Source organism: Acinetobacter sp. MB5, from assembly GCF_003261585.1.
In the GTDB taxonomy this organism is placed as follows: domain Bacteria; phylum Pseudomonadota; class Gammaproteobacteria; order Pseudomonadales; family Moraxellaceae; genus Acinetobacter.
The window spans coordinates 1-21,690 of the sequence record NZ_POVU01000006.1; the positions used below are offsets into that span (position 1 = coordinate 1).

A 21,690-nucleotide genomic window follows, 5' to 3' on the forward strand; every position below is an offset into this window, starting at 1 on the left:
TGACATTTTTACGTTGGTTAAATCAACACCACTATTGTCCGGCTTAACGCGAACTTTAACGTTGGCATCTACCACACGTTTGACAGCAACAAGAGCCTTCATGTATTCCTCGGCTGTATTATCCAATGATCAAGGAGAAAAGTGCGATACTTTTCAGAAATTCGTTTTCGTTGCCTATCTTGCAATGCGTTTGGCATTTCGGTCAAGTCACAATTTTTTGACAAAGCCTGATTTTGCTTGAAAAACGTGAATTGACCAGTTCAAAGAAAAGTGCAGCGCGGGGTATTCTACCCTAGTTTTTATTTATTTTTAAAATAAAAAACAATGATTTAAAAAATAAAACTTATGAGTCATTTTCTATTAAATTATTAGTTTTACTCATGATTAACATCAGAAATATCCACATCTATTGATAATAGAGACGATAAAGAAATTTGATTGCGTTGTCATAAATACAACATACCTCTTCATAAAAAATGCCAGCAAAATGCTGGCAGGAGAAAGCTTCAAGATAGCGTTAATTTGCAATTAACCATGTTGCAGCAAGCATAATCATACTTGCTGAAGTTGCATCGACCCATTTTTGTTTGCTTTGATCTAAGCCTGCTTTTTGTGTCGCTTTTGCCACGAAAAATGACAACGAAAGATACACCACCACACATGAACCAATAAAAATCAAGGACAAGAGCAATCCCTCAACCACTGGATTACCTTTGCTATGCATAAATTGCGGCAAGATTGCAAAATAAATCAGCATGACTTTAGGGTTCAATAATGAGGTCACAAAGCCTTTACGAATTGGATTAGGCGTTTGTGTTGCCTGCAAACGAATTCCTTTACTATTGAATGCCGAACGAAACAATTGAATCGAAATATAAATCAAATAGGCGATCCCAAAGAAACGAATCGCATTAAATAGCACTGGATAAGACACAATAATTGCGGAAATTCCAAGTGCAACAAGAACAGAATGGACTAAATATCCAGAACATACGCCAAATGTCGCCATCATGCCTGACTTAAAATCTTTTCCCATCGCTTGCGAAAGCACAAACAACATATCAGGCCCAGGGGTTAAAACCAGTGGAATGACGGTGATTGCAAAGAGAGTAAAATCAGACATCGCTTTTGCCTTAATCAGCAACTAATAAAGTAGTGCTATTATTGAGAAAAACCCATCAAATAGGATTGCAAATATTCTATAATTAAATTAATTTTTCGAATTAAATTCTAATTTATGAAACAAATTAATAAATCAGTTTCAATAAAGCTTGATCGTATCGATAAAAATATTATTTTGAATTTGCAAAAAAATGGGCGTATTCAAAATAACGATCTGGCCAAAGCGGTAGGACTCTCTCCGTCATCTTGTTTACGGCGCGTGAAGTTGCTTGAAGAAGCAGGTGTGATTCGTGGCTATACCACCTTGGTTGATCCACAAAAGGTTGGATTCTCTTTAATTTTGTTTTCACGAATTTGGCTGATCGGTCAAGATGCCGAGACCATTGACTGTTTTATTGAAGCCATGAAAGAGTTACCACAAGTCATGGAATGCTACATTATTCTAGGCGAGTGCGATGCCATGCTGAAAGTTGTGGTGCCTGACCTCGAAAGTTACCGTAAATTTCAGTCGAGCCACCTCACCAAAAAAAATGGCATTACCAGTGTCAAAACAGATTTACCTAGCCAGTTTATTAAACAAAGCTATCAACTGCCTTTAGATGAATACTAAGTTTTACTTTTGTGCACGTGGATGCGCCTGATCATAAATTTGTGCCAAGTGATCAAAATCAATATGGGTATAAATTTGTGTGGTATTCAAATTACTGTGACCCAGCATTTCCTGAATGCCTCGTAAATCCCCACTTGCAGAAAGCAAATGACTTGCAAAACAATGGCGCAGTAAGTGTGGATGCAAATCCGCATTTACCCCTGCACGTTGCGATTGCACTTTTACCCGATTTTCAATCTGACGTGGTGTTAAGCGCTTTCCCCGTTGAGAAATAAAAACAGCATCCTCCATTTGTAGGGTTTGCCCCATCCAGATGGCAGCCATTTGCAACCAGCGTTGTAAACTGTGTTTTGCTTTTTGCCCAAAAGGAATAATTCGTGTTTTGTCTCCCTTACCTGTAACACGAACCAGCAGCCGTTCAAAATCCAGATCTTGTACATTTAGACTCTGCAACTCAGCAAGACGCAAACCACTAGAGTAAAGTAGTTCCAACATTGCTTTATCGCGTAACCACAATTGTTGCTCTACAGGTTTTTCAGGTGCAGGCTGTTCTAAAATTTGTAAAATGGTTTCGACATCTAGCATGCCTGGTAATGGTCGGGGTTGTCGTTTCAAACGAAAGTCTTGAGCGGGATTTTGGGCAATTTTATTTTGATGCTCAACCCACTGCATAAACTGGCGAATCGCACTTAAAGTTCGCTGCAAACTACTGGTCGCCAGTTGTTGCCGTTCTACTTTTTCAGCAAGATACTCACGTAAATCGGAAGCCGCAATATTATCTAAATCTAGGCGCTTTCGTAGACAAAAGTTGAGAAAATCACGAACATCTCGCTCATAAGCGGACAAGGTATGCTCGGATTGCTGCTGAATTTTACGAGAATTCAGCCATATATGAAGCAATTCAAACATATCCATGAAATCGACCCAAATAAATTAAGAAAAAAACCGAGTTAAAATACCACGCCGTTTTTCAGGCTGTTCGCGCTGATAAAATGGTGTTGTTTCTTCACGCATATAACGGCTCAAACCATCCATTTGCTGATCATCAATAATTGTTAAATCAACAAGACTGGGTTGATCTAGACTATCAAATGCGACCTGACCCGTTTGCTGAATCAGTTGATCCAAAGATTGTGGAGCGTCAAGCTGAAGTCCAATAATTAACGTTGGCTCGGCATCACGTTGTGGATTATGCATTAACGCCAAATAGGCAGCTTGAACTTGCGGTTTGGTCTGCAAAAATTTTTGTAACTGCGTCACCATTTTATAGGGATATTCAGCAGGCTGTCCAAGCAATACTTCCGTATCCTGTTCAACTTCATAGCTTTCAACCTGCCCCGCATCGATTTGCAGTAACTGGCGGATTTCATTTGGGCTAAATTCCTTGCCATACGGTGACATAGGATTTAACACCAATGTATCTCCCATCGTCATTTCAAAAAATTGCTGTGTCGGAAGATATAAATACGAATGTTCTTCTTCGATCGATTTCTGCAAGGTATCTAAAGATAAAAAGAAAGGTAGAGCTTCACTTCCATCAGCTTTCGTCCATTTCTGTAACTGAATTTCATCTCCTGCTTTGAGATGAATTTGTGTTGTCTGCATCGGATCAGTATTTTGACCTGTAACCCCTAAGCAGTAAATATGCCCAATTAATAGTTGTTGTAAAAATTCTGGACGATAGGCTGGTTCTTTGGCCGCTTTTTCTAACAATTGTTCAAGTTGCTGTTCAGACATGTAATTTGACATAACTCCACGCTCAATGGTTGGATTTTTTGTTGTTGTCGACAGTATGAAAAACTTCCACGGCAGAATCAAGTTGATTAAATTAAGATCAACAATAATCTTAGAGGGAAAAATAAAGAGAGTGTACGCAACTATGAAACAAGTCTATTTAAAATAATGATTCGATTTCTTGTGATCAGAATAATTTAAATACGGGTTTGAGATAATAACTGTGCCAAATCACATCGTCATCTGATTTGGCACAAAATGGATTAGCCTTGGAAGTAACGCAAATCAAAACGCCCTTCATAGACATTGGCTGTTGGACCTGTCATCCAAACCACATCACCTTCACGCCACGCCAGATGCAATGAACCACCCGCAAGTTGAATTTCAACTTCATTGCCCAGCAAACCACGACGCATACCACTGACCGCTGCGGCACATGCACCTGTACCACAAGCCAGAGTTTCACCTACACCACGTTCAAACACGCGTAAACGCGCATGTTTTTCATCAACGATTTGCATGAAGCCTGCATTAACACGTTCAGGGAAACGAACATGCGATTCAATTTGTGGGCCAAGCGTAGCCACATCAGCGGTCAGTACATCAGGCACAATCGTAACCGCATGGGGATTCCCCATATTCACCACATCAATCAAAATATTTTGATTATTGGCAAGGTCAAGGCGATACAGTTCCTCTTGTTCTTCAGCAAGAAATGGAATTTCTTGAGGCAAGAACTTCGGATAACCCATGTTGACGCGAACCCAACCATTTGGCCCAAGTTCAGGCTCAACAATACCTGCTTTGGTTTGCACCTTGATTTTGGTTTTATGTGTCAGTTGTTGCTCATGGACGAAACGTGCAAAACAACGCACGCCATTCCCACATTGTTCAACTTCAGAACCATCTGCATTGAAAATACGGTATTTAAAGTCAACATTTGGCAGATCAGGTGGTTCAACAATCAACAACTGATCAAAGCCAATACCAAAATGACGATGTGCCATTCGCTGAATGGTGGTCGCATCAAGATAGGCACGTTGACGAATCAGATCAATCACCACAAAGTCATTGCCCAGACCATGCATTTTGGTAAATTCTAACAACATCAAATTACTCCTCAGGCAATAAACGCTCTCTTTCCCATAGAGATTCTATGCTTTCACGTTCACGAATTAAATATGCCTTGTCACCATCGACCATAACTTCAGCAGCACGGCCACGAGAGTTATAGTTTGAACTCATGACAAAGCCATATGCACCTGCACCTAACACCGCTAATGTGTCATTTTGTTGCAGTGCCAACTCGCGGTCTTTACCTAAGAAATCACCTGTTTCACAGATTGCACCAACAATATCCCATGTTTTGCTTTCTGTATCTTGACGAGGCGTTACTGCCTGAATATCCATCCATGCTTGATAAAGTGATGGACGAATCAAGTCATTCATGGCTGCATCAACAATTGCAAAGTTGCGGTGATTGGTTGGTTTAAGCAAATCGACTTTGGTGAGTAATACACCCGCATTGGCACTAATGCTACGACCTGGCTCCATATAGACTTTTAAACCCAGTTTTTCCAAGGCTGGACGCATCGCATTGGCATACTCTGCGGCTGTTGGTGGAACTTCATCATTATAAGTCACACCCAAACCACCACCGATGTCGATGTGTTTAAGTTCAATGCCTAACGCTTTGAGTTGCCCGATCATCAGAATCATACGATCCAGTGCATCGACAAAGGGCTGAGTTTCAGTCAACTGCGAACCAATATGACAGTCAATTCCCACGATGTCTAAATGCGGCAAGCTGTGTGCATATTGATACGTTTCAAATACGCTGTCACTTGGAATACCAAACTTGTTTTCTTTTAAACCCGTTGAAATATATGGATGTGTTTTCGCATCGACATCTGGGTTCACACGCAATGAAATCGGCGCTTTTTTGCCTAAACGTGCTGCCACTTTTTCAATACGGTCAAGTTCTGCATAAGATTCGACATTGAAACATGCAATACCAACATTCAATGCTGTTTCAATATCTGCTTCAGATTTACCCAAGCCTGAGAAGACCACCTTGTTTGGATTACCGCCTGCCGCCAAAACACGTGCAAGTTCACCACCCGTGACAATATCAAATCCCGCACCCAACTTTGCCAAAACATTTAACACAGCTAAATTTGAGTTTGACTTCACCGCAAAGCAAATTTGATGATCGATATAGCTAAATGCCTGATCAAGATCTAAATAATGCTTTTCAAAACTTGCTTTTGAATAGACATAAAGCGGTGTAGAAAATTGCTGTGCAAGCTGTTCCAAAGAACATTGTTCAGCATGCAAAACCCCTTGGATACGGGTAAAACTCATGATAAATCCTTAAAATTACTGAACTTCAGAAGATGGTGTAGATGTTGATGTATGGACTTCAGATGCAGCTTTTGGCTGTTCTTTCGGATGGTAAAGCAGATATTTTGGACGAGTATCCAAGTTTGGATCGTTCGGTAACTGTAAATCTCCCGCCTGACCACAACCTACCAAGCTTAGACCTGTAGCCACCAAGCTGATTACGGCAATCATTTGACGCATCATAGACATCACCTGTATATAAACTGAAAAGCAGTATACCTTGAACCCTGTTCCGACCAAAGTATTTCTAAATAAAAAACGCCAGTTTAAAACTGGCGTTCACTACTAGTGTTTACTCACTTTCTTCGGTCTAAAGAACAAATATCCAATTAGCAAAATCAAGAACCAGATTGGGCTAACCTTGAGCGCTTTTAATGTATCAGGCTCTAAAGACAAAACATAAATCATCCCGATAAAGAAGATAATCACTGCCCAACATGTCCACAAACCACCTGGTAACTTAAACTTGGACTGATGATGTAATTCAGGACGCGTTTTATAGTAATTGATGTAACTCCAAATAATGATCAACCAAACACAAATAAACAGTACAGTTGATAACGTGGTTGCAAGTGTAAAAGCTTCTACGGTATTCGGGACAAAATATTGAAGTGCAGCGCCACCCAACAAACAAAATGCTGAAAAATACAACGCATTGGCAGGCACCAAACGAGGACTTAATTTACCAAACAGTTTTGGCCCTTGCCCTTCACGTGACAAACCAAATAGCATGCGACTGGTGGAGAATACACCACTGTTCATGGATGACATGACTGAAGATAGCACCACCAAATTCATAATAATTGCGGCAGCGGCAATCCCCGCATGACTAAACAAGTTCACAAATGGACTGACATTCGGATTAATTCTGTCCCACGGCGTTACAGACATCACAATGGTGAGTGCAAAAACATAAAAAATGATGATACGGATCGGAATCGAATTAACGGCTTTGGGTAAATTACGCTCAGGATCATGTGTTTCTGCGGCGGTTGTACCAACCAGTTCAACACCAACAAAGGCAAAAATGGCAATCTGAAAACCTGCCAAAAATCCTGTCATTCCTGTTGGGAAAAATCCGCCATTTGCCCAAAGATGGGTAAAGGAAGCCACTTCACCTGTTGGAGAGGTAAATCCTGTAAAGATCATCCACAACCCAACCGCAATCAGCACCACAATCGCAATAATTTTGACCAGAGAAAACCAGAACTCCATTTCACCAAAAAGTTTTACAGTCACGAGATTCAATCCCATGATAAAGAAAATCGAAGCGACACAAATCAGCGCACCTTCGGCAGGACTAAATGGCTGACCTCCATTAAAAAACTGTAAATAGTTAATAATCGCCGATAAATCAGCAATCCCGATGGTAATCCAGCACAGCCAATAGGTCCAGCCCACAAAATAACCCGCCCAAGGGCCAATTAAATCTGTAGAGAAATCAATAAATGACTTATAGCTTAAATTGGAAAGCAACAACTCGCCTAAAGCCCGCATCACAAAAAACACCATCAATCCAATAACCATATAAATAAATAAGATAGATGGCCCTGCAAGACTAATGGTTTTGCCTGAACCCATGAAGAGTCCTGTACCGATGGCACCGCCTATGGCGATCAATTGTAAGTGTCTGTTAGATAAGCTTTTACTTAATTCAGGTGTGTCAGATGTTTTATTTACATTGAGATTCGACATCTTGATTCATATCTCCTAATAGATGGTGAGTCTATTAGCTAACTTCAAAATCATCGAACATTCTTAGGAGTTACCAAGCACTATGGTTTTGATCATTTTTTAGCTAACAAATGTATTTTGATCAATAAGTTACTTCATCAAAATCGCGCCCATCATACGAGCATGAAACTTTAAGCACAATCAAACTAAAGTTGTCTTGAATGCACTCTTAATGTGCAAAACAAAAAAAGGAGAGTGATCAACACTCTCCTTTTTATAAAATCATCAGATTTTATTTTTTGTTTTTCAACTTCTCTTCCCAGAAAGTCGCACCACGAATACCCAATTTCACAGGGTCAAAAGTATATTCATTATCTTTGACACCCGCTTTTTGTTGTGCTTCGTAATCACGTAATGCTTTGATGGTTGGCTTATATAAGAAGTAGGTAATGATAATACCGACAATGTTAATCCAAGCCATTAATCCAACACCAATATCACCGATACCCCAAATATAACCACTCGCATTTAAAACACCATATGCAACAGAAATCATAATGAAGCATTTAGTGATAAATAATAGCGATGGCATTTTAGTAATATAGCTTAAATAGGTAATGTTAGTTTCAGCAATATAGTAGTACGCAATAATTGTTGTGAACGCAAAGAAGAATACTGCGACTGCAACAAACAATTCACCAAAGCTACCGAACATGGTACTTACTGCCATTTGTGTAAATGCAGGAGAACCGATTTCTGTCGCTGCTGCTACATTTTGAACAATAAAATGACCTGCATCCAAAGTGCCTTGAACATTATATTTGCCTGTGATCAGAATCATAAATGCTGTCGCTGAACAAACAAATAAGGTGTCAATATAAACTGAGAATGCTTGAACAAAACCTTGCTGTGCAGGGTGATGTACTTCTGCCGCTGCGGCTGCATGTGGGCCTGTGCCTTGTCCTGCTTCGTTTGAGTAAACACCACGTTTTACCCCCCAACCAATTGCAGCGCCTAAGCCTGCCATCGGAGTAAATGCATCACTAAAGATTAATTTAATAATGCCAGGTAACTCATGGATATTTGCACCCACAATGATCACAGCCATTGCAATATAGCCAGCAGCCATAAATGGAACAACAAATTCCGCAAAGTGGGCAATACGTTTAATCCCACCAAAAATAATGATCGCAAGCAAAATAACAATGAAAGCTAAAGCAAATAACTTGTATAAACCAACATCACCAAAAACAATTGAGCCTTCACCAGTAATCTGAGTCACAGCTTTACCGACTGCGTTCGCCTGAACACCTGGTAAGAACAAACCACAAGAGACAATCGCACCAATTGCGAACAAAATTGCAAGCCAACGCTGACCTAAACCACGGTCAAAGTAAAAAGCAGGCCCCCCACGGTACTGCCCTTGATACTCAACCTTATAAATTTGGCCTAACGTAGATTCAACATATGCGGTACTTGCACCTAAAAACGCAACTGCCCACATCCAAAATACTGCACCAGGGCCACCAAAACCAATTGCAGCAGCAACACCTGCAATATTACCTACACCGACACGTCCCGATAATGAAACAGCTAAAGCCTGAAAGGATGAAATCCCTTGTGCTGAAGACGATCCATTAAATAAAAGTCGGATCATTTCTTTCACATGTCTAACTTGTACAAAACGAGTAAGAATTGAAAAAAATACACCCGCACCCAAACATAAATAAATGAGTGCTTTACTCCAAACAACCCCATTTACCCAATCAACAATTTCTGCTGCATTCATAAAATTACCCCTTCCTTATTTTGAAGATATGTAGCAACATATTTTCTTTATCCACTAAATCAGCAATATCCATGCCATTTGTTTAAAATTTTAAAAAAGAAACCCAAGTTCCAAATACATATAAAAATCAAATTCGTTTATATTTCACTAAATCATCAAAAATATTTTCACCAAATTTTTACATGTATTTTCTCATCATAAGATATAGTCCCTATAAATATATTTCCTCCTACTTCCTTTTATATCTATCGTGTTCATTCCAGAACTAAACTTTTTATATTTATTTGTGATCAACGTAAAAATTTCGATTTTAGTCTATTATTGTTTTTTTAATGAGTAAAGTTAAAATCATGCCTCTTAAAAGATACTCATTCATACTTTTTCTCATAATTACTTTCAGAATCAACTAAAAGTGCACAATATATGTGCAAATACACACTTAAGACATTTACTCTTCAACATATAGAAATACATGAAATTTTCAAAAGTATGAGCGATAAAACTGACCGCTCATCATAAAAACTAGCTTCATTACCCAGCATAATTAAAAATATATAACTAAAAAACCTAATAAATACAAATAAATATCAAAACCCCATAAAAGCAATCACTCAATTTACTCAAAATAATCAATGATCTAAAGGATAAGAACACATGCTCAATAATGCACCAAACAAGTTCAAATATTCAAAAATTATTAATGTGAAAAATAACAGATCTTTTAATGATTTATTTTTACGAATCATTTTAGTGCAATTTAACATATTTTGAACCAAATTAGTTCAATCAAGTTTTTACCCACCCCATAAAAGCTTAAGCCCTCTTTACAGAGGGCTTAAGTTGAGCTCATAAATTACGCTTTCTTTTTCTTAAACATATAGCCAATTGCCAAAATCAATAGCCAAAGAGGGCTGATCATCAAGGATTGGCGAGTATCTGGTTCAAGCACCAAAATACCAATTGTAAAGATAAAGAATGCAATCACTAAATACGACATAAAGACACCACCAGGCATTTTAAATGTCGATTTCTCATGCAATTCTGGGCGTTTTTTACGGTAGCAAATATAGTTCACCATGATGATGATCCATACTGATACAAATAGAATTACAGATAACGTTGTTGCTAAAGTAAATGCAGTAATCGTGTCTGGTACGAAGAACTGAAGTACCGCACCACCCATAATACATGCACATGAAAATAGCAAACCATTTGCAGGAACAGCACTTTTTGACAATTTACCTAATGTCTGTGGTGCTTGGCCATCTTTAGCTAGACCATAAAGCATACGGCTTGTTGAGAAAATACCACTATTCATTGATGACATCACTGAAGATAGAACAACAAGGTTCATCATGATTGCTGCAGTTGGAATACCTGCCATCAAGAACAATTCAACAAACGGGCTCTTGTTTGGAATCACATGGTTCCAAGGAATTACAGACATTACAACAGTCAAAGACAATACGTAGAATAAAATTACACGTACAGGAATCGCATTGACTGCTTTTGGTAAGTTAATCTGCGGATCTTTCGCTTCAGCAGCTGAAGTTCCGACAAGTTCCACACCAATAAATGCAAAGATTGCGATCTGGAAGCCTGCCAAGAAGCCTTCCGCTCCTTTCGGGAAAATCCCCCCGTGTGACCAGATATTACTCAATGATGCCACATCACCATTTGGTGATTGGTAATGAGTGAAAATCATGAATGCACCAGCACAGATCAAGGCAATAATTGCGACAATTTTAACAATTGCAAACCAGAACTCTGTTTCCCCAAACAAACGTACTGTAAGCAAGTTAAGGAGCATCAATAATAGTACACAGCCCGCACTAATCAATGCCTGTCCCGCAGGAGTAAACTGCATATCTGGTGGGAGCCAGAATGTCAGATAGTTAATTACTGCAGTTAGATCGGCCATACCCGTAAGCACCCAGCCAACCCAATAGGTCCAACCCACATAAAACCCCGCTTTAGGACCAATTAAATCATAGGTCATATCCACGAAAGATTTATAGTTTAAGTTAGACAGGAGAAGTTCACCTAATGCACGCATTAGGAAGAAAACCATAATACCAATAATAAAATAAATTAATAAAATAGATGGGCCTGCCAATGAGATGGTTTTACCCGACCCCATGAACAAACCAGTGCCAATGGCACCCCCAATAGCAATTAACTGCAAATGACGATTGTGTAAATTACGTTGTAATTCATGAATCGAATCGTCAGGTGCGTTAATATCATTTAGCTCGTTAAAACTCATTGATGATTATCCATAACAGAGTTGCTTGCAACGAAAAGCAATTAACATTCCAACTTTAATGTTTAAAGCTTAAAAAAACGACATACAGTACAATTGATATGCCGATCAAAACACCTTTTTAAAAAACATGAGCTCAAGTAAGCTCAATTTTATAACCCTTGGTGTTTTTGGCAGATGAACATGCTAATGTTAAAGTTACCTTAAAATAGATTTGTTATAGAAAAAAGCGCTAAATCATGAGTAAAGTAAAAACCGTCTATCGCTGTGAGCAATGTGGAGCAGATCATTCCAAATGGGCAGGACAATGCTCTGAATGTGGCGAATGGAATAGTTTAGTCGAAGTCCGCATTGAACCTAGCGTTACTCATCGCGCAAAAGCCCAATCCTTCTCTGGTGGCTATGCTGGGCAACATGCACAAGTCACCACACTCAACCAAGTATCAATTTCCAATGAAACACGACTGGCAACAGGAATTAGTGAGTTTGATCGTGTTTTAGGTGGAGGACTGGTAACTGGTTCTGTTGTTTTAATTGGCGGTGACCCTGGTATCGGGAAATCAACCATCCTGCTACAAACAGCCACACACATGGCCAGTCAAAAAAGCTCTGCACTCTATGTCACAGGTGAAGAATCACTCTCCCAAGTCGCCTTACGTGCCCAGCGCCTAGAATTGCCGACCGACCACCTCAAAGTGATGGCTGAAACTTGTGTAGAACGCATTTGTGAAGTCCTAGCGCAACAACGCCCTGCTGTCGCGATTCTGGATTCCATTCAGACTTTATATACCGAGACGTTACAATCTGCACCTGGTGGTGTGTCGCAAATCCGAGAGTCGGCAGCATTACTCACCCGATTTGCCAAAAATAGTGGTACGGCTTTATTTATTGTTGGTCATGTAACAAAAGAAGGTGCTTTAGCTGGCCCTCGGGTACTTGAACATATGGTGGATTGTGTTCTGTATTTTGAAGGTCAATCCGATTCACGCTACCGAATGATTCGTGCTGTCAAAAACCGTTTTGGTGCGGTCAATGAGCTGGGGGTTTTCGGCATGACAGACAAAGGCCTACGTGAGGTCGCCAATCCTTCAGCAATTTTTCTCAGCCGTTATGACGAAGCGATTCCTGGCTCTATTGTCATGATCAGTCGCGAAGGCACTCGCCCTCTACTGGTTGAAGTCCAAGCGTTAGTTGATGATGCTCAAGGACAACCACGCCGAGTTGCATTGGGTTTGGAGCAAAACCGTTTAAATATGCTACTGGCTGTGATGCATCGACATGGAGGAGTTCAAACCACTGGGCAAGATGTCTACGTCAACATTGTTGGTGGTTTAAAAATTACAGAAACAGGTTCAGATCTCGCTGTACTCTTGGCATGTGCTTCAAGTTTACGTGGTAAAGCTTTTCCACAACAACTGGCTGTTTTTGGTGAAGTGGGTTTGTCTGGTGAAATTCGGCCAGTTCCAAATGGTCAGGAACGCTTAAAAGAAGCCATAAAGCATGGCTTTAAACATGTCATTGTGCCACGTGGTAATGCGCCGCAAAAACCGATTGCAGGTGTGCAAGTGATTGCTGTAGCGCGTTTACATGAGGCACTGAATGAAGCAATGCAATTAAGCGAAGAACTGGCGTAATTGTTAAGTTTAAGACTTTCTAGCTATAAATATCTTTTTTATATTTGATTCACAACTCACACAATTCAACTGAATGAAAGTTACGTGTTTGCTCTTGAAATTCAGTCGAATTAGCTGCATAAATGCAGAGCAAAATCTGTATTTATATAGGAACAATCAATGAACGTACGCCAACGTGGCTTAGTTGCTGGTATTTTAATGGCAACATTGGTGGTTTCACCTTTAGTTGAGGCGAAACGTGCTGGTGGCGGTCGCAGCCATGGCATGTCGCGCTCTGTTACACCAAGTCAGTCTTATCAACATCAAACACCATCTTCTTACCAGACATCACCAGTACCGCAACAGCAAAAATCAGGTTCAAACCTTGGTAAAATGGTTGCTGCTGGCGCTGCTGGTGCTGCTGTTGGTGCATTAGCGACACATGCTTTGGCAAATGACAACAATAATAGCAATGCTGCTAGTCATCCACAGCAAGCTCAAGCGCCACAAAAATCAGGTATTCCAGGCTGGATCTGGCTGATTTTACTTGCAGGTATTGGTTTCTTCATTTTCCGTAAAATGAGTGCTAAAAAATCGGCAGCGACTAATCCATACGCTGCAAACCAAGGTTCTGCACCATTTACCCAACAACCACGACCAAGCAATGACAGCACCAACATTTTTGGTCAAAATGTTGGTGGCTCTACCAATAACAACCAAGGTTATGGTGGTGCTTTTACCAATAGTGGCAACCAGCTTCCAGATGGTAGCGAACCTGCAGCGTTCTTACGTATTGCCCGTCAACGCTTCAACCACATTCAATCTGTCAACAGTGCGAGCAATGTTGAAGAAATTCGTCGCTATCTAACACCTGACCTCTATAACTCAATGTATCAAGACATCATGGCCAATCGTGATCAGGATGTTGCAGAGTTTAGCAACCTCAATGCTATGATTGCTGGTTCAGCAACTGAAAATGGTCAATACATTGTCAGTGTCCGCTTCACAGGTACAGTTTCAGAAGACCTAAATAGTCTCCCTCAACCATTTACCGAAGTTTGGCACTTTGTAAAACCAGCTGGATCTCAGCAAGATTGGTTAGTTGCAGGTATTCAAGTGGAAAATTAATTTCCACTTACAATAAAAAAAATCAGTTGCTTGCAACTGATTTTTTTATGTCTAGATGATTTAGCGTTTTGGTAAGGGAATATATTGTGCACTGGTATTTTTCAACTTGCGCTCACCCACTTTCACAGCCAAATCTAAAGGCTTACCTTCCCGATCAATTGCCAAATGAATGGTGCTATTCGGTGCTTGCAAGGCAACATAGTTAATTAAATGTGCGGCTGAGGTAATATCATGCTGATTCACTTTTAAAATTTTGTCGCCAATATGCACACCTGCATTCGCAGCTGGGCCATCTGCTAAAACACCAGCAACAGTCACCCCTGTATTACCATTAGAAGATTGCCAATCGGCATCTTGTTTTGGTGGCATTAAGCTAATCCCCAGCCAGCCACGAATCACACGACCATCTTTCAGAATTGCATCAAAGACTTGCTGACAAATTTTGGCTGGAATAGCAAAGCCAATTCCAAGAGAACCACCCGATTGTGAGAAAATTGCGGTGTTAATACCCACCAGATTCCCAGCAACATCAATCAGCGCACCCCCCGAATTGCCCGGGTTAATCGCCGCATCTGTTTGAATAAAGTCTTCGTAAGTGTTAATCCCTAAATCGGAACGACCTGTGGCTGAAATAATCCCTTGTGTCACCGTTTGCCCGACACCAAAAGGATTACCAATTGCAAGAACCACATCTCCAACTTCATTACCACTCAGTTTAAATGGCACAACAGGTAAGTCTTGCAGGTTAATTTTAATGACCGCCAAGTCTGTATCAGGATCAGTACCCACCACCTTTGCCTCGGCACGGCGACCATCTTTTAAACCCACAATAATGTGATCTGCCTGAGCAATTACATGATTATTTGTCAGAATATAACCATCTGAACGAACAATAACCCCAGAACCCAGACTGTTTTCATTTTTATTCAATTGTTCAGGGGTGCGGTCACCAAAAAACTCACGAAATACAGGATCATTCAACAAAGCATTGTCGCTGCGATTCACCTTTTGCGTCGTAAAAATATTCACAACAGCAGGTGCTGCAACTTTCACTGCACTACTATATGATTGCACAGCACCAGTCTGGTCATGTTCAACCAATGTTTGTTGCTTCTCCATTGGCATTTCTACGCCATCGGATGCCACAACAGCTTTCGGGTGTTGCAACTTCTGCCAAACTGTAAAACCTAAAATCACTAAAACAAGTAAAATCCATGGCAACCATGTCACGGTTTTGCGCACGTTATCATCCTCTAATCGGGTATTTTCTTTCATCAATCAAAAAAATTTGAAATAACATTGTAAAGTGAAACACCTAAGAAAATCCAAAAAGTTCACAAGGTTTTGTCTAGCTTTAGTTACAATATCCGTGATCGGCTTCACAACAAAAGCAGCGATTTTAAGCGAACCAATTTGATAAAATGAGGAATTTTATGGCGCATTTACAGGAGATTTTACAGTGGTGTGAGCAGACTTTGCTTGTAGCAGAGTTTAAAGATTACGCTCCAAATGGCTTACAAATCGAAGGGAAATCTGAGGTTAAAAAAATACTTTGTGCTGTAACAGCATCTTTAGATGCAATTGAAGCAGCAATCGAAGCAGAAGCTGATCTGTTGTTGGTACATCATGGTTATTTTTGGAAAGGTGAACCTGCACCCATCACTGGCATGCGCGGTACACGTATTAAAAAGCTGATTCAGCATGATATTTCATTGTTAGGCTATCATTTACCTTTAGATGCACATCCAAGTTTGGGGAATAATGCTGCGATTGCAGAACTTCTACAACTGAAAAATATTCAGCCACTTGATCCAAGTGATCGTCATCCAATTGGGAATATTGGCTTTCTAGAACAACCGATTTCAGCCGAAGCCTTTAAACAGCAACTTTCTGAAGTTTTTGCCCGCGATATTACTCATCTACCTGCACATAACAGCACGATTCAAAAAGTTGGTTTTTGTACTGGCGCAGCACAAGACTTTATTACTCAAGCAGCAGAACAAGGCTGTGATGCCTACATTTCTGGTGAAGTCAGTGAGCGTACTTTTTATGAAGCGCGTGAGCTAGGAGTACACTACTTTGCTTGTGGCCATCATGCGACTGAACGCTATGGCGTACAACGACTTGCTCAAGCATTAGCAAAACAGTTTGGCATTGAGACAATTTATTACGAACAGCACAATCCAATTTAAATGATATCTAAATCAGATTGAAAGAATTGTCATTCGAGAAAACTGCACGTATATTGTATTTCATTGTTTATCAACCACGTTTTTTGTTGAAAAATACATTAAACTAGTGACACAAAATTTTCCAACCCAGCTCATGCAAGGAACGAAAGATGACAACCATTACTTTACCAGCATTACCATACGCATATGATGCGCTTGAACCACATATCTCAAAAGAGACTTTAGAATTCCATCACGACAAGCATCACCAAACTTATGTGACTAACCTGAACAACCTCATCAAAGGCACTGACCTTGAAGGTAAATCTTTAGAAGAAATCATCCTTGCAAGCGCTGGCGATGCATCTAAAGCAGGTGTTTTCAATAACGCTGCTCAAGTTTGGAACCACACATTCTACTGGAACTCTATTGCACCAAACGGTGGTGGTAAACCTACTGGCGCAATCGCTGCAAAAATCGATGCTGCATTTGGTTCTTACGAACAATTTGCTGAACAATTTGCTGCTGCAGCAACAACTCAGTTCGGTTCTGGCTGGGCTTGGTTGGTTGCAGACAAAGTAAATGGCGATCTTTCTATCGTAAAAACTTCAAATGCAGACACTCCACTTGCACACAGTCAAGTTGCTGTATTAACAATCGATGTTTGGGAACATGCTTACTACATCGACTACCGCAATGCTCGTCCTAAATACATCTCTACTTTCCTAGAAAGCCTAGTAAACTGGGATTATGCAAATGCGAAACTTGCTGGTGAAGCTGCAGGCGTAGAAAAATAAGTTTTTATAAAACTTAAAAAAAGGCGTCAGATGACGCCTTTTTTATGCTTCAAATACTCACCATCTTGGTTTCCAAACAGAAAAATGATTATTAATCCAACAAATAAATTTATTTTTGATTTTTGACTTGACCTCACTGTCAGTAATCCATAGAATGCGCTTCAGATTCTCCAATAGCTCAGTCGGTAGAGCGACGGACTGTTAATCCGCAGGTCCCTGGTTCGAGCCCAGGTTGGAGAGCCACTATTCTTCCATAGCTCAGTCGGTAGAGCGACGGACTGTTAATCCGCAGGTCCCTGGTTCGAGCCCAGGTGGAAGAGCCAAGATTCGAAAAGCCCAACATCACACATGTTGGGCTTTTTCTTTGGATAAAAGAAAACCATAAAAATAAAAAAGCAGCCTGATCAGACTGCTTTCTTATATAACGAATGACTTAGCTTTGAATCACTTGAGCAATCGCATGTGCAACGTGTTCAATGTTTTTACGGTTCAAACCTGACACACAAATCCGTCCGCTTTTCACTAAATACACCGCAAATTCTTCACGTAAGCGCTCAACTTGTTCAGGACTCAAACCTGTGTAACTAAACATGCCTCGTTGCTCGGTTAAATAGCCAAAGTTCTGCCCTGGAACAGCTTGCTCAAGCAAATCACGTAGAGTGACACGCATTTCCAAAATACGCTGACGCATTTCTTCCACTTCATTCAGCCACAACTGTTTCAGTTCATCTTGGTTTAACACCACATTCACCAAAGATGCACCTGTCGTTGGCGGGCTTGAATAATTACGACGTACTGTTGCTTTTAACTGACCCAAAACACGTGTAGCTTCATCTGCGCTATGACACACCACAGACAAACCACCCACACGCTCACCATACAGTGAGAAAATTTTAGAAAATGAATTACTTAAAACAAAACGTACTGATGTATTGGCTAAAGCACGAATCAAATAAGCATCTTGCTCTACACCTTGTCCAAAACCTTGGTAAGCAATATCCAAGAATGGAATCAGGTTACGCTGTTGAATAATTCCAATCACGATATCCCACTGATCCGCAGACAAGTCCACGCCTGTCGGGTTATGACAGCATGGATGCAACAATACAATGCTTTGTTCAGGTAACTGAGACAGGGTTTGACACATACCAGCAAAATCAACTTGCCCTGTTGCTGCATCAAAATATGGATATTGATGAGTCTTAAATCCAGCACCTGCAAAAATTGCAATATGGTTGTCCCAAGTAGGATTACTCACCCACACTTCAGAATTTGGAAAATAAGTTTTTAAAAAATCTGCACCGACTTTAAGTGCACCAGAACCACCCAAGGTCTGAATTGTCGCAATGCGTCCTGCACTCACCGCCGTATGCTGCTCACCAAACAACAAATGCTGAACTGCTGCGCGATAACTCAACAAACCTTCCATTGGTAAATACAATTTGGCTTGCTGCTCAGTTTTAGCATATTGCTGTTGCGCCTGAGAAATCGCGTCTAGCTGAGGAACAATACTGTCTTCGTTGTAATACAAACCAATACTTAGATTCACTTTATGATCTCGCGGATCAACTTTAAAGCTTTCCATTAACGATAAAATCGGGTCGCCCGCATAAACTGGAATATGGTCAAACATAGTTTTTCTCGATGAATTACGCCACATAACGATCTGAACGATGATTCAACGTTAGAATCATGTTCAAAATCACTGCACCTAAAATAGAAACTGCAAGCAACTTGGTATTTACATACGCTAAAGATGCCAACAAGATACAAATATCCAAGCCCATTTGAATTTTTCCTGCAGGAATGCCATAACGCTTTTGAATGAACAATGCGAGCAGGTTAAATCCACCTAAACTTGAACGATGTCTAAATAAAATTAAGAAGCCCAAGCCCATAAAAATATTGGCTAAAATGGCCATATATAATGGAGACATGCCTTGCACGTGAATGAATAAAGGATGTATTTCAGTGAGTACAGACAGTAAGCCCACCGCAATAAAAGTTTTAATCACCATTTGTAGACCAAGCTGCTTATATGCCAAGTAATAAAATGGCAAATTCAAAGTAAAGAAAATAAAACCAAATTTAATGCCTGTGACATAGTGAATCAGCAAAGCCAGACCCGCTGTTCCACCTGTCAATGTGCCTGCACTTTGCATCAGCAACATGGCAAAGGAAATCATGAAGGTCGCGATCAGCATCGCCAAACCATCTTCAACTGAGGAATGAGGTTTTAATTGCACCTCAGGCTGATAATTAACCATAGATGTTGTATTACTCATGCTGATTATCCACGTTCATCATTTGATGATTTTCTTTAATGCGTTCAAGCACAATCGAGGTATTAAAGTTACCAATACCAATATTGATAGAAGCCAAGCGATTAATGAGCTGACTCATCTGATTTAAGTCACTCACGGTAACTTTCAACATATAGTCATAATTACCTGTGATTTTATACACTTCGCGAATCATGGATTCCTGCTCAACAAAGGCGAGGAATTTTTCCAAAATTTCAGCGCTATACTGCAACAGCTTGATTTCTATAACCCCCATCACAGGGTAACGCTCAGCACTAGGGTGCAACTGGGCAAAATACCCCACCACCATACCTTGTTGCTCGAGCGCAATACGTCGTCTTGAACATTGTGATGTCGATAATCCAACAATCTCTGCCAGTTCCTGATTACTCAGACGACCATTGGCTTGCAACTGCTGTAAAATCTTTTGATCATATTCATCAAGCTGATTGCTCACAATTCACTACCTCTATTTACTTACTGTTCCAGCACCGAGATGCTGTTTTCTTTCTGCCGATATTTCAAAATATATGCCGCGCTGAGCACCATCAGCCAGACTGGCAATAAAATCACAGCCATACGCATTTCTTCAGATACAGCCATGATCACCAGAATACCAATCACAAAAGCAATGGTTAAATAGTTACTCCACGGCGCAGCAATACTCGGGAATAACGCTTGACGCTTCTCTTGCTGCATAAATTTACGAAATTTTAAATGGGTAATTGAAATCATTAACCAGTTCAATACCAATGCTGCAACCACCAACATCATCAGAATTTCAAAGGCATTTTTCGGCGCAACATAGTTCACGACAACACAGAGTGCCGTAACGGCTGCTGACACCAATAATGCAGCAACAGGAATACCACGACTGTTGATTTTTTTCAGGAAACTTGGTGCATTGCCCTGTTCTGCCAAGCCAAACAACATACGGCTATTGCTATACACACAACTGTTATAAACCGACACCGCTGCGACCAACACCACAATATTCAAGACATTGGCAACGCCTGTGCTATTGAGCGACTGGAAAATCATCACAAAGGGACTACCACCTTGCGCCACCTGATCCCACGGATACAAACTCAACAAGACACCAATCGCACCAATATAGAAAATCAAAATACGGTACACGATCTGGTTGGTTGCTTTTGGAATGGTATGCTGTGGATTTTTAGTTTCTGCCGCTGCGATTCCAACCAGTTCCAGACCACCGAAAGCAAACATAATAAATGCCATGGCAGAGACTAAACCTGACCAACCATGTGGCAAGAAACCACCATGCTGCCATAAATTACTAACACCTGCCGATGCACCTGCATGACCTGAAAATAGCAAATAAGCTCCAAAACCAATCATGCTAATGATCGCCACGACTTTGACGCACGAAAAAACAAACTCAAGTTCACCAAACAGGCGAACATTCAGCAGGTTGATCGCATTGATTGCAATAAAGAACACCAATGCGGTCAGCCATGTCGGCACACTTGGCCACCAAAACTGCACAAAAATCCCGATCGCACTCAGCTCTGCCATACTCACAAGTACATACAAAACCCAGTAATTCCAGCCCGACATAAAGCCTGCCATCCGCCCCCAATACTTGTAAGCAAAATGACTAAATGACCCACTCACTGGTTCCTCAACCACCATTTCCCCAAGCTGACGCATAATTAAAAATGCGATAAAACCCGCAATAGCATACCCTAACAATACACTCGGCCCAGCCAACTGAATCGTGTGTGATAACCCCAAGAATAAGCCTGTGCCAATCGCACCACCAAGCGCAATTAATTGCACATGCCGATTCGATAACCCCTGTTTAAGTTGCTGAGACTGATCCGACATAACAATAGCTCATATTTATAAATATGCAATAACTTTGCAATTGATGTGCCAAAAACAGGATATATGCCTATTATTATTATTTTAACCGTTATTTATTGCATTAATTATATTTTCACGCTGTAAACAAGCGCCAAATTAAATCATTCAGAATCATTTTTGACTCTTTTTAATGCAGTTTTGCATAAAGACTACGCACAATAAAAAACGCACAGACTGGCTGTGCGTTGAATCG

At 40.4% G+C, this 21,690-nt stretch carries 19 protein-coding genes, 2 tRNA genes and 1 pseudogene; 7 read left to right on the forward strand and 15 right to left on the reverse strand.

Annotation, left to right across the window (positions count from 1 at the left end; translation table 11 throughout):
* Window positions 1–102, reverse strand: a pseudogene (locus C1A47_RS08965) (electron transfer flavoprotein subunit beta/FixA family protein); the annotation flags it as partial.
* Between the two features lie 415 nt (window positions 103–517).
* Window positions 518–1,123: a LysE family translocator gene (locus C1A47_RS08970; RefSeq protein WP_111894556.1), complete on the reverse strand. Its 606-nt coding sequence runs from the start codon at window positions 1,121–1,123 to the stop codon at window positions 518–520.
* Between the two features lie 114 nt (window positions 1,124–1,237).
* Here C1A47_RS08970 and C1A47_RS08975 point away from each other — a divergent pair, with 114 nt between their 5' ends.
* Window positions 1,238–1,732, forward strand: coding sequence for an Lrp/AsnC family transcriptional regulator (locus tag C1A47_RS08975; protein WP_111894558.1), 495 nt, complete (start codon window positions 1,238–1,240; stop codon window positions 1,730–1,732).
* 3 nt (window positions 1,733–1,735) lie between these two features.
* Here C1A47_RS08975 and xerC read toward each other — a convergent pair whose 3' ends face one another.
* From xerC to C1A47_RS09015, 8 genes are all read right to left on the reverse strand, one after another.
* Window positions 1,736–2,647 carry a tyrosine recombinase XerC gene (gene xerC, locus C1A47_RS08980; protein ID WP_111894560.1) on the reverse strand — a complete coding sequence of 304 codons (912 nt, stop codon included), beginning with the start codon at window positions 2,645–2,647 and terminating at the stop codon, window positions 1,736–1,738.
* An 18-nt stretch (window positions 2,648–2,665) separates the two neighbouring features.
* On the reverse strand, window positions 2,666–3,469 hold the full coding sequence (locus C1A47_RS08985) for an enhanced serine sensitivity protein SseB C-terminal domain-containing protein (RefSeq protein ID WP_227539762.1): 804 nt from the start codon (window positions 3,467–3,469) through the stop codon (window positions 2,666–2,668).
* A 260-nt stretch (window positions 3,470–3,729) separates the two neighbouring features.
* Window positions 3,730–4,575 (reverse strand): diaminopimelate epimerase, encoded by an 846-nt coding sequence (dapF, locus tag C1A47_RS08990; protein WP_111894564.1) that lies wholly within the window; start codon window positions 4,573–4,575, stop codon window positions 3,730–3,732.
* Window positions 4,576–4,579: 4 nt separating this feature from the next.
* Window positions 4,580–5,830, reverse strand: a complete 1,251-nt coding sequence (gene lysA, locus C1A47_RS08995) for a diaminopimelate decarboxylase (RefSeq protein WP_111894566.1) — start codon at window positions 5,828–5,830, stop codon at window positions 4,580–4,582.
* A gap of 15 nt (window positions 5,831–5,845) precedes the next feature.
* A complete protein-coding gene (gene lptM / locus C1A47_RS09000) occupies window positions 5,846–6,052 on the reverse strand; it encodes an LPS translocon maturation chaperone LptM (protein WP_111894568.1) in 207 nt (68 codons plus the stop codon).
* A gap of 102 nt (window positions 6,053–6,154) precedes the next feature.
* Complete coding sequence (locus C1A47_RS09005; protein WP_111894570.1) at window positions 6,155–7,564, reverse strand: amino acid permease; 1,410 nt, start codon at window positions 7,562–7,564, stop codon at window positions 6,155–6,157.
* A 271-nt stretch (window positions 7,565–7,835) separates the two neighbouring features.
* Window positions 7,836–9,332 (reverse strand): alanine/glycine:cation symporter family protein, encoded by a 1,497-nt coding sequence (locus C1A47_RS09010; protein ID WP_111894572.1) that lies wholly within the window; start codon window positions 9,330–9,332, stop codon window positions 7,836–7,838.
* Window positions 9,333–10,185: 853 nt separating this feature from the next.
* A complete protein-coding gene (locus tag C1A47_RS09015) occupies window positions 10,186–11,598 on the reverse strand; it encodes an amino acid permease (RefSeq protein ID WP_111894574.1) in 1,413 nt (470 codons plus the stop codon).
* A 236-nt stretch (window positions 11,599–11,834) separates the two neighbouring features.
* Between C1A47_RS09015 and radA the strand changes: the two genes are divergently transcribed.
* Both radA and C1A47_RS09025 read left to right on the forward strand, forming a co-directional pair.
* Complete coding sequence (gene radA, locus C1A47_RS09020; RefSeq protein ID WP_111894576.1) at window positions 11,835–13,229, forward strand: DNA repair protein RadA; 1,395 nt, start codon at window positions 11,835–11,837, stop codon at window positions 13,227–13,229.
* 159 nt (window positions 13,230–13,388) lie between these two features.
* On the forward strand, window positions 13,389–14,336 hold the full coding sequence (locus C1A47_RS09025) for a Tim44 domain-containing protein (protein WP_111894578.1): 948 nt from the start codon (window positions 13,389–13,391) through the stop codon (window positions 14,334–14,336).
* Between the two features lie 60 nt (window positions 14,337–14,396).
* Here the strand turns inward: C1A47_RS09025 and C1A47_RS09030 are convergent, their stop codons facing one another.
* Window positions 14,397–15,578 (reverse strand): S1C family serine protease, encoded by a 1,182-nt coding sequence (locus C1A47_RS09030; protein ID WP_111894889.1) that lies wholly within the window; start codon window positions 15,576–15,578, stop codon window positions 14,397–14,399.
* 191 nt (window positions 15,579–15,769) lie between these two features.
* Here C1A47_RS09030 and C1A47_RS09035 point away from each other — a divergent pair, with 191 nt between their 5' ends.
* From C1A47_RS09035 to C1A47_RS09050, 4 genes are all read left to right on the forward strand, one after another.
* Window positions 15,770–16,528 (forward strand): Nif3-like dinuclear metal center hexameric protein, encoded by a 759-nt coding sequence (locus C1A47_RS09035; RefSeq protein WP_111894580.1) that lies wholly within the window; start codon window positions 15,770–15,772, stop codon window positions 16,526–16,528.
* Window positions 16,529–16,677: 149 nt separating this feature from the next.
* Window positions 16,678–17,304 carry a superoxide dismutase gene (locus tag C1A47_RS09040; protein ID WP_111894582.1) on the forward strand — a complete coding sequence of 209 codons (627 nt, stop codon included), beginning with the start codon at window positions 16,678–16,680 and terminating at the stop codon, window positions 17,302–17,304.
* A 167-nt stretch (window positions 17,305–17,471) separates the two neighbouring features.
* Window positions 17,472–17,547, forward strand: a tRNA-Asn gene (locus C1A47_RS09045).
* 4 nt (window positions 17,548–17,551) lie between these two features.
* Window positions 17,552–17,627: transfer RNA gene (locus C1A47_RS09050), tRNA-Asn, on the forward strand.
* A gap of 110 nt (window positions 17,628–17,737) precedes the next feature.
* Here C1A47_RS09050 and C1A47_RS09055 read toward each other — a convergent pair.
* From C1A47_RS09055 to C1A47_RS09070, 4 genes are read right to left on the reverse strand one after another with little or no spacing between them, the layout of a single operon-like run.
* Window positions 17,738–18,937 (reverse strand): aromatic amino acid transaminase, encoded by a 1,200-nt coding sequence (locus C1A47_RS09055; protein WP_111894584.1) that lies wholly within the window; start codon window positions 18,935–18,937, stop codon window positions 17,738–17,740.
* A gap of 16 nt (window positions 18,938–18,953) precedes the next feature.
* Window positions 18,954–19,589, reverse strand: a complete 636-nt coding sequence (locus C1A47_RS09060; protein WP_111894586.1) for a YitT family protein — start codon at window positions 19,587–19,589, stop codon at window positions 18,954–18,956.
* Window positions 19,582–20,064 carry an Lrp/AsnC family transcriptional regulator gene (locus C1A47_RS09065; RefSeq protein WP_111894588.1) on the reverse strand — a complete coding sequence of 161 codons (483 nt, stop codon included), beginning with the start codon at window positions 20,062–20,064 and terminating at the stop codon, window positions 19,582–19,584. The genes C1A47_RS09060 and C1A47_RS09065 overlap by 8 nt, the downstream gene beginning before the upstream one ends.
* Window positions 20,065–20,084: 20 nt before the next feature.
* Window positions 20,085–21,458, reverse strand: coding sequence for an amino acid permease (locus tag C1A47_RS09070; protein ID WP_111894590.1), 1,374 nt, complete (start codon window positions 21,456–21,458; stop codon window positions 20,085–20,087).
* Window positions 21,459–21,690: the final 232 nt, after the last annotated feature.